This window comes from Streptomyces sp. NPDC005438 (assembly GCF_040606315.1).
GTDB lineage: Bacteria > Actinomycetota > Actinomycetes > Streptomycetales > Streptomycetaceae > Streptomyces.
The window spans coordinates 1-8,705 of record NZ_JBEXEP010000023.1 but is presented as its reverse complement, the minus strand read 5'-3'; the positions used below and the strand labels follow the sequence as shown (position 1 = coordinate 8,705).

Sequence of the window (8,705 nt, the reverse complement as noted above, 5' to 3'; positions counted from 1 at the left end):
TCAACCAACACCTCACCAAACACCCCACCACCCACACCCAACAAACCCCCACCCATACCCACCCACTGACCCCCCTGACCCGAAAACACCAACCCCAACAACCCCTCACCCACCACACCCCGCACCACACCAACACCAGCGACCTCAACCTCAGAACCCGAACCGGCCACGACCTCAGAACCCGCCTCGGAACCGGCATCAGAACCGGCCTCAACGGAGCCGAACCTCACCGAACCCGCACCACCCCGCGCCAACTCACCAAGCCCCCCAACCAACGCACCCTCATCCCCACCCCACACCACACCCCGATACTCCAACCCCGCACGACCCACACCCAACGACAACCCCACATCCACCCCAGACAACCCACCCACACCCGACAACAACCGACCCGCCTGACCCTCCAAACCCCCACCAGACCGCGACGACACCACCCACGGCACCACAGACCAACCCGCACCAGAACCCGAACCAGCAGAACCAGAAACCGAACCCTCAGACCCCTCCGAGGACTCCACCACCTCGCCCTCAACCACCGCGGGCTCGGGCGCCTCCTCCAACACCACATGCGCGTTCGTACCACTCACGCCGAAAGCGGACACAGCGGCCCTACGGGGGCGGTCGATCCGCTCCCACTCGCGTGGCTCGGCGAGCAGCTCGACCTCGCCCTCGGTCCAGTCCACGTGAGACGACGGCGTACCCACATGAAGAGACTTGGGCATCACGCCGTGACGCATCGCCTGCACGGCCTTGATCACGCCGGCGACGCCGGCGGCGGCCTGGGTGTGGCCGATGTTCGACTTGATGGAGCCCAACCACAGGGGCTGGCCCTCGGGACGGTCCTTGCCGTAGGTCGCCAACAGGGCCTGGGCCTCGATCGGGTCACCCAACGACGTACCCGTACCGTGCGCCTCCACCACGTCCACCTCGGACGCGGCGACACCGGCGTTCGTCAGAGCTTCGCGGATCACGCGCTGCTGGGAGGGACCGTTGGGGGCGGTCAGGCCGTTCGACGCACCGTCCTGGTTGACAGCGGAGCCCCGGACCACGGCCAGCACCTGGTGACCGTTGCGCTGGGCGTCCGACAACCGCTCCAGCACCAGGACGCCGACACCCTCACCCCACCCCGTACCGTCCGCGTCATCCGAGAACGCCTTGCACCGACCATCACCGGCCAGCCCACCCTGACGGCTGAACTCCACGAAGGCGGCGGGGGTGGACATCACCGTCACACCACCGGCGAGGGCCAACGAGCACTCCCCCGACCGGAGCGAGTTCACGGCCAGGTGCAGGGCCACCAGGGACGAGGAGCAGGCGGTGTCGACCGTGACCGCCGGGCCCTCCAGACCCAGGGCGTACGAGACACGGCCCGACAGCACCGAACCGGAGCTACCGGTCATCAGGTAGCCGTCCACGCCTTCCTCGCCGGAGACGTAGGTGTCGTAGCCGGAGGAGGCGCCACCGATGAAGACGCCGACCCGGTCACCCTTCAGGGACAGCGGGTTCATGCCGGCGCGTTCCAGCGCCTCCCACGAGGTCTCCAGCAGCAGCCGCTGCTGGGGGTCCATCGCCAACGCCTCACGCGGGGATATGCCGAACAGGGTCGCGTCGAAGTCGGCGACGCCGTCGACGAAGCCACCGACCGTGTCCGCGTCGACACCGGGGACGTCCCCCAGGGCCTCCCAGCCACGGTCCAGGGGGACGCGACCCATCGCGTCGACGCCTTCGGCGACCAGCTCCCACAGTTCCTCGGCCGAGCGGACACCGCCGGGGTAACGACAGTTCATCGCCACGATGGCGATGGGCTCCCGGGCAGACTCCTCCACCTCACGCAACCGTTGGCGCGTCTGGTGGAGGTCAGCAGTCGTCCACTTGAGGTAGTCGCGAAGCTTGTCCTCGTTCACTTTGCGGACCGTCTCCTGTAGGCGTCGCCAGAGGGAGTCGGTCGGCGGCTCGGCGCTCCGTAGGGGAGCAGAAGCCTACTTTCCGAACTCCCTGTGGATGAATTCGAACAGCTCGTCGTCAGAGGCTGCTTCCAGCTGCTGGGTTACGGGCACGCCAGTCTGCGTGGCCTGCCTGTCACCCAGGAGCGAGACTAGGCTTCGCAACCGCGCGTGCACGACGTCCAGGTCATGATCTGGGGAAAGAGCTGAAATTACAGCTTCGATCTTGTCCAGATCACCGAGTATCGCCTGCTCCGGCGCCGCTTCCCGCTCTCCGTCGTCCTCGAACCTCCCTCGGAGGAAGGTCGCCAGATCACGTGGAGTGGGGTGGTCGAAGACCAGGGTCGCGGGCAGGGTGACCCCGGTCGCCGTAGCCAGTCGGTTACGCAGTTCGACGGCGGTCAGCGAGTCGAAGCCGAGGTCCTTGAAGGCCCGGCCGCTCTCGATGGTTCCGCTTTCGTGGCCGAGTACGGCCGCGACCGCGTCACGTACCAGGTCCAGCAGGGCCGCCTTGCGTTCGGTCTCCGACATCCGGCGCAGCCGTTCCGCCGCCTCGTTGCCGGAGTCCTCGGCCTGGGTCGTCTCGGTGGCGTCCGACGTCAACGCCCTCCGCACGGCGGGCAGTTCGTCCAGCAGCGGTCGGCGTCGGGCGAGGGTGAACCCGGGGGCGAAGCGCTCCCAGTCCACGTCCGCGACGGTCAGTACGGTCTCGTCCAGCTCCAGGGCCTGCCGCAGTGAGGCGAGCGCCCGTTCCGGGGCCATGGTGAGGACACCGCGCCGGCGCAGGTGTTCCTCGGCGGTGGGGTCGGAGGCCATACCGCCCCCGCCCCAGGCGCCCCAGGCGACCGAGGTCGCGGTACGGCCTCGTGCCCGGCGGTCCTGGGCCAGCGCGTCCAGGGCGGCGTTGGCGGCGGCGTACGCCCCCTGGCCTCCGCTGCCCCACACGCCCGCGTTGGAGGAGAACAGGACGAAGGCGTCCAGGGGCTCCTCGTCGAGCAGTTCGTCGAGGTGGGCGGCGCCGAGGGTCTTGGCGGCCAGCACCTCCTGGAACTCCACCAGGCTCATCTGGTGCAGCGCGGTGGCCTGGACCACGCCGGCCGCGTGCACCACGGTACGGATCTGTTCGCCGTCCTGACGCAGCTGTTCCAGCAGAGCGGCCAGCGCGGCACGGTCGGCCACGTCGCAGGCGGCGAGGGTGACCCGGGCGCCGAGGGCGGTCAGCTCGGAGCGCAGTTCCTCGGCACCGGGCGCCTCGGCGCCCCGGCGGCTGGTGAGCACCAGGTGCTCGGCGCCGGCTTCGGCGAGCCAGCGGGCGACCTGGGCGCCGACACCGCCGGTCCCGCCGGTAATCAGCGCGGTGTGACCCGGGCTCCAGTCCCGTACCGGCCCGGCCTCGGCGGCCGGGGCGTGGGCCAGCCTCCGGGCGTAGAGGCCGGAGCGGCGTACCGCGAGCTGGTCCTCACCCCCGGTGTGGGCGAGTGCCTGCCGCAGTCGGTCGGCGGTCTGCTCGTCCAGGGTGGCGGGCAGGTCGACCAGGCCGCCCCAGCGGTCGGTGTCCTCCAGGCCGATGACCCGGCCGAGTCCCCAGACCTGGGCCTGGGCCACCTCCGCGACGCGCTCTCCGGTGCCGGTGACCACGGCTTCCCGGGTGGCGAACCACAGGGGTGCCTCCCAGCCGATGTCGGCGGCGGCCTGGGCGAGCAGCAGGGTGGCGGCCACTCCGGCGGGTACGGCGGTGTGCTGGGGATGGGGGCGGGTGTCCACTCCCAGCAGGGACAGTACGCCCCGGATGTCGTCGGCCTGGGCCACCTGGTCCCGTAGCGACTCGGCGAGGGATTCGCGGGTCGCTGTCGCGGGGTCCACCTCGACGGTCAGGACCTGGGTGCCCGGGGCGTCCAGGGCGTCCTGGACCGAGGTGCGCCAGGTCGGGTCGGCGGTGGTGGGTGCCAGGAGCAGCCAGGTGCCCGTGCCGGGGCGGCGCCGTTCGGTGAGGGGGCGCCACACCACGCGGTACCGCCAGGCGTCGAGAGTGGCCGCCTCGCGGCGGGTGCGCCGCCAGCGGGCGAGTGCCGGCAGTACCTCGCTGAGGCTCTCGGGCTCGACCCCGAGGGTGCCGGCGAGGGTCTCGGCGTTCTCCACCTCAACCTGTTCCCAGAACGCGCCGTCGACCGGGTCGACCCCGGTGGTGTCGGCCGTGGGGTCGGTGGCAGAGCTGGGCCAGAAGGTACGTCGCTGGAAGGCGTAGGTGGGCAGTTCCACCCGCTGGTGGCGGGTGCCGTGGAAGGCCGCCGTCCAGTCGACCTCAACCCCGGACACGTAGGCCTCGGCGAGGGAGGTGGTGAACCTGTGGGGGCCTCCGTCGTCGCGGCGCAGCGAGCCGCCGACGAAGGTACGGCCCCCGGTGGTCTCCAGTTCGTCCAGGGTCTCCTGGAGGGGGACGGTCAGTACCGGGTGGGGGCTCATCTCAAGGAAGGTGCGGTGCCCCTGTCCGGTGAGGTCGCGGACGGCAGGGTGCAGGAGTACGGGCTGACGCAGGTTGCGGAACCAGTACTCGGCGTCCACCTCCCCGTCGCCGATCCAGGAGCCGGTGACCGTGGAGAGCATCGGGATCTCGGGGCTGCCGGCGACGGTCGGGGCGAGGGCGGTGAGCAGTTCCTCGCGGATGCGGTCGACCGGCGCCGAGTGGGAGGCGTAGTCGACGGGGATGCGGCGCAGGCGTATGTCCTGTTCCTCGCACCGCAGGCGCAGGGCGTCCAGGGCCTCGGCCTCTCCCGAGACGACGACCGAGCCGGGGCTGTTCACGGCGGCGACGGAGATCCGGCCCTCGTACTCGGCCAGCAGTTCCCGGGCCGGTTCCTCGGCCAGTGCCAGGGAGGCCATACCGCCCCCGCCGGCGATCGCGGTGATCGCCTGGCTGCGCAGGCAGACGACGCGGGCGGCGTCGCGGAGGGTCAGGGCGCCGGCGACGTGGGCGGCGGCGATCTCGCCCTGGGAGTGGCCGATCACGGCGTGCGGCCGTATGCCGCAGGCGCGCCACAGTTCGGCGAGGGAGACCATCACCGCGAACAGGGCGGGCTGGACCACGTCGACGCGTTCCAGGGTGGGCGCGTCGGGGGCGCCCCGTAGTACCTCGCTGAGCGACCAGTCCACGAACTCGCCCATCGCCTCCTCGCACTCGGCGAGCTTGGCGGCGAACACCGTGGAGGCGTCGGCCAGTTCGGTGGCCATGCCGACCCACTGGGCGCCCTGTCCGGGGAAGACGAACACGATCCGGCCGGGCGCCCCGGCCGTACCGGTGACCACCTGGGGTGCCTCGCGGCCGGCCGTGAGGGCCAGCAGGCCGGCGGTCATCTCCTCGTGGTCGCCGCCGACCACCACGGCGCGCTGTTCCAGGGCGGCCCGGGTGGTGGCCAGCGACCAGGCCACGTCGGCGACCGGGGGCGCGTCGGGGCGGCCGACCACGGTGGACAGCAGCCGTTCGGCCTGTCCGGCGAGGGCGTCCTTGGTGGCGCCGGAAACGGTCCAGGCGAGGGCCGGGAGGGTCCGGTCGGTCGGCTCGGCCTCCGGTACCGGTTCGGCCACCGGCTCCGGTCCCTGTTCCAGGATCACGTGGGCGTTGGTGCCGCTGACGCCGAAGGCGGAGACACCGGCCCGGCGGGGTCGGTCCAGCTCGGGCCAGGGGCGCTGTTCGGTCAGCAGCCGCACCCCGCCGTCCGCCCAGTCCACGTGGGAGCTGGGGGTGGAGACGTGGAGGGTGCGGGGCAGGGTGGCGTGCCGCAGTGCCAGTACGGACTTGATGACGCCGGCCAGTCCGGCGGCGGCCTGGGTGTGGCCGATGTTGGACTTGATGGAGCCCAGCCACAGGGGCCGCTCCTCGGAGCGGTCCTGGCCGTAGGTGGCCAGCAGGGCCTGGGCCTCGATGGGGTCGCCGAGCTTGGTACCGGTGCCGTGCGCTTCGAGCAGGTCCACCTCGGAGGGGTCGAGGTCGGCGACGGCCAGTGCCTGGCGGATGACCCGCTGCTGGGCGGCGCCGTTGGGGGCGGTGAGCCCGTTGGAGGCGCCGTCCTGGTTGACGGCCGAGCCCCGGATGACGGCCAGTACGGGGTTGCCGTCCCGACGGGCGTCGGACAGGCGCTGCACCAGTACGGTGCCCACGCCCTCACCCCAGCCGGTGCCGTCGGCGTCGTCGGAGAACGCCTTGCACCGGCCGTCGGAGGAGAGGGCGCGTTGGCGGCTGAACTCGACGAAGACGCCGGGGGTGCTCATCACCGTCGCGCCGCCGACCAGGGCGGCCTCGCACTCGCCGGCGCGCAGTGCCTGGCAGGCCAGGTGCAGGGCGACCAGGGAGGCGGAGCAGGCGGTGTCGACGGTGACCGCCGGGCCCTCCAGTCCGAAGGCGTAGGCGACCCGGCCGGAGAAGACGCTGGCGGCGCTTCCGGTGGCGAGGTAGCCGCCGACGTTCTCCTCGGTGCCGTGCAGGACGGCGGGGTAGTCCTGGCCGTTGGTGCCGGCGAACACGCCGATCTGGCGGCCACGTACGGACTTGGGGTCGATGCCGGCCCGTTCGAAGACCTCCCAGGCGCACTCCATCAGTAGCCGCTGCTGGGGGTCCATCGCCAGCGCCTCACGGGGGTTGATCCCGAACAGTTCGGGGTCGAACTCGCCCACCCCGTGCAGGAACCCGCCCTCGCGGGTGTAGGAGGTGCCGGGGTTCTCCGGGTCGGGGTGGTAGAGGGAGGCGGTGTCCCAGCCACGGTCCTCGGGGAAGGCGGACATGGCGTCGGCGCCGTCGGTGAGCAACTGCCACAGGTCTTCGGGGGTGTTGAGGCCCCCGGGGAAACGGCAGCTCATGCTGACGATGGCCAGGGGCTCGTCGTCGGGCCTCGGCCCGGCGAACGCGGGCGCGCGGTCGTCCCGGGTGTCGGTTCCGGCGAGTTCGTCCAGCAGGTGGGTGGCGAGCGCGTCGGCCGTCGGGTGGTCGAACACCAGGGTGGCCGGCAGGGGCAGCCCGGTACGGGCGATCAACCGTTCGCGCAGGTCCAGGGCGAGCAGGGAGTCGAAGCCCAGGGACGAGAACGGCACCTCGGGTTGCACCGGTTCGACCGAGGTGTGGCCCAGGGTCGACGCGACCTCGGCACGTACCGCGTCGAGTACGGCCTCGTGCCGCGCCGCCGGCGCGAGGGCCAGCACCTCCCGTGCCAGGGCGGCCTGGGAGGCGTTCCCTTCGAGGGCGGGTTCGTCGGCGCCGACGAGTGCGGCGGTCAGCGGGCTGCGCCGCGCCGCGTCCGGTCCGGCCAGTCGTCCCCAGTCCACGTCGGAGACCACCGCGTACGGGGCGTCCTGGTGCAGCAGCCGCTCCAGCGCCTCCAGCGCCGTACCCGGGTCCAGCGGGGTCAGGCCGCTGTGGGACATGCGGTCACCGACGGTGTCGGCGGCGGCCATGCCCTCACCGGCCCAGGGGCCCCAGGCCACGGACAGGGCGGGCAGCCCCTCGGCGGCACGTCGCTCGGCGAGCGCGTCCAGATAGGCGTTGGCGGCGGCGTATCCTGCCTGGCCCACGGACCCGAGGGTGCCGGCGAGGGAGGAGAAGAGGACGAACGCCGACAGATCCCGGTCGGCGAACACCTCGTGCAGATGCCGGGCGCCGGTGGCCTTGGCCGACCACATGGCCGCCAGTTGCTCACGGTTCATGGTGTGCAGCAACGCGTCGTCGACGACTCCGGCGGCGTGCACGACCGCGTTCACGGTCACCTGCTGCCCGTCCAGTCGCTCCACCAGGGCGTCCAGGGCGGTCCGGTCCGCCGCGTCGCAGGCTTCCAGGGTGACTCGGGCGCCCAACTCCTCCAGTTCCGCGCGGAGTTCGGCCGCGCCGGGCGCGTCCGGTCCCCGGCGGCTGAGCAGTACGAGGTGTTCCGCGCCCCGACCGGCCAGCCACCTGGCGAGGTGGCCGCCCAGAGCCCCGGTACCACCGGTCACCAGGACGGTGCCGTGCAACGGCCAGTCCCCGTCGCCCTCCGGGGCCGGCAGGGCGGTGTCACGCCGGGACAGGCGGCGGCCGTACACCCCGTCGGCGCGTATCGCCACCTGGTCCTCGCCACTGTCCGAACCCAGCAGGCCCAGCAACCGGTCGAGGTCCTCGGCGGTCGGCTCGGCCGGCAGGTCGACCAGTCCACCCCAACGGTCGGGGTGCTCCAGTCCGGCGACCCGTCCCAGGCCCCATACGGCGGCCAGTTCGGGCCGGGGCGGCTCGTCCGAACCCGTCGCCGCGACAGCGCCCCTGGTGAGGCACCACAACGGGGCGGCGATCCCCAGGTCACCCAGAGCACCGGTCACGTCAGCGGTGAGAGCCACCGGTGCGGTGCCCTCGCCCCCGGCATCGAGCAGGAGGAGTACGCCGGCTGCTCCCTCGTGCCCCCGCAGCAACCCGGCCAGGGCCTCCCGCTCCGGGGTGGGACCACAGTCCACCCGCACCGGGGTCGCGCCAGCCTCCTGGAGGGCCTCCACCAGGGCGTCCGCCCCGGGGGCCTCGCCCGTCGTCAACAGCACCCAACTGCCGCTGGGGGCCACGGTGTTGGCCAGTTCCAGGGGCCGCCAGTCGACCTGGTAGCTCAGCCGGTCCACGTCCGCCGCCACGGACTTCCAGCCCTGGAGCCAGTAGGGGCGGTGTTGGAAGGCGTAGGTGGGGAGTTCGACCATCTTGGCGCCGGTGGGGGCGAAGAAGGCCTTCCAATCCACCTCCACACCCCGCACCCACAAACGGGC

General features: G+C 72.2%; 2 protein-coding genes. Both read right to left on the bottom strand.

Going from position 1 to position 8,705, the window contains the following annotated elements; translation table 11 throughout:
• Positions 1–1,904 (bottom strand): beta-ketoacyl synthase N-terminal-like domain-containing protein (locus ABZT14_RS25470; RefSeq protein ID WP_356306869.1); only part of this gene is annotated, 1,904 nt, incomplete at its 3' end.
• A gap of 75 nt (positions 1,905–1,979) precedes the next feature.
• Entirely contained in the window at positions 1,980–8,678 is a 6,699-nt protein-coding gene (locus tag ABZT14_RS25465) for a type I polyketide synthase (RefSeq protein WP_356306866.1), read from the bottom strand.
• Between the last annotated feature and the right edge of the window lie 27 nt (positions 8,679–8,705).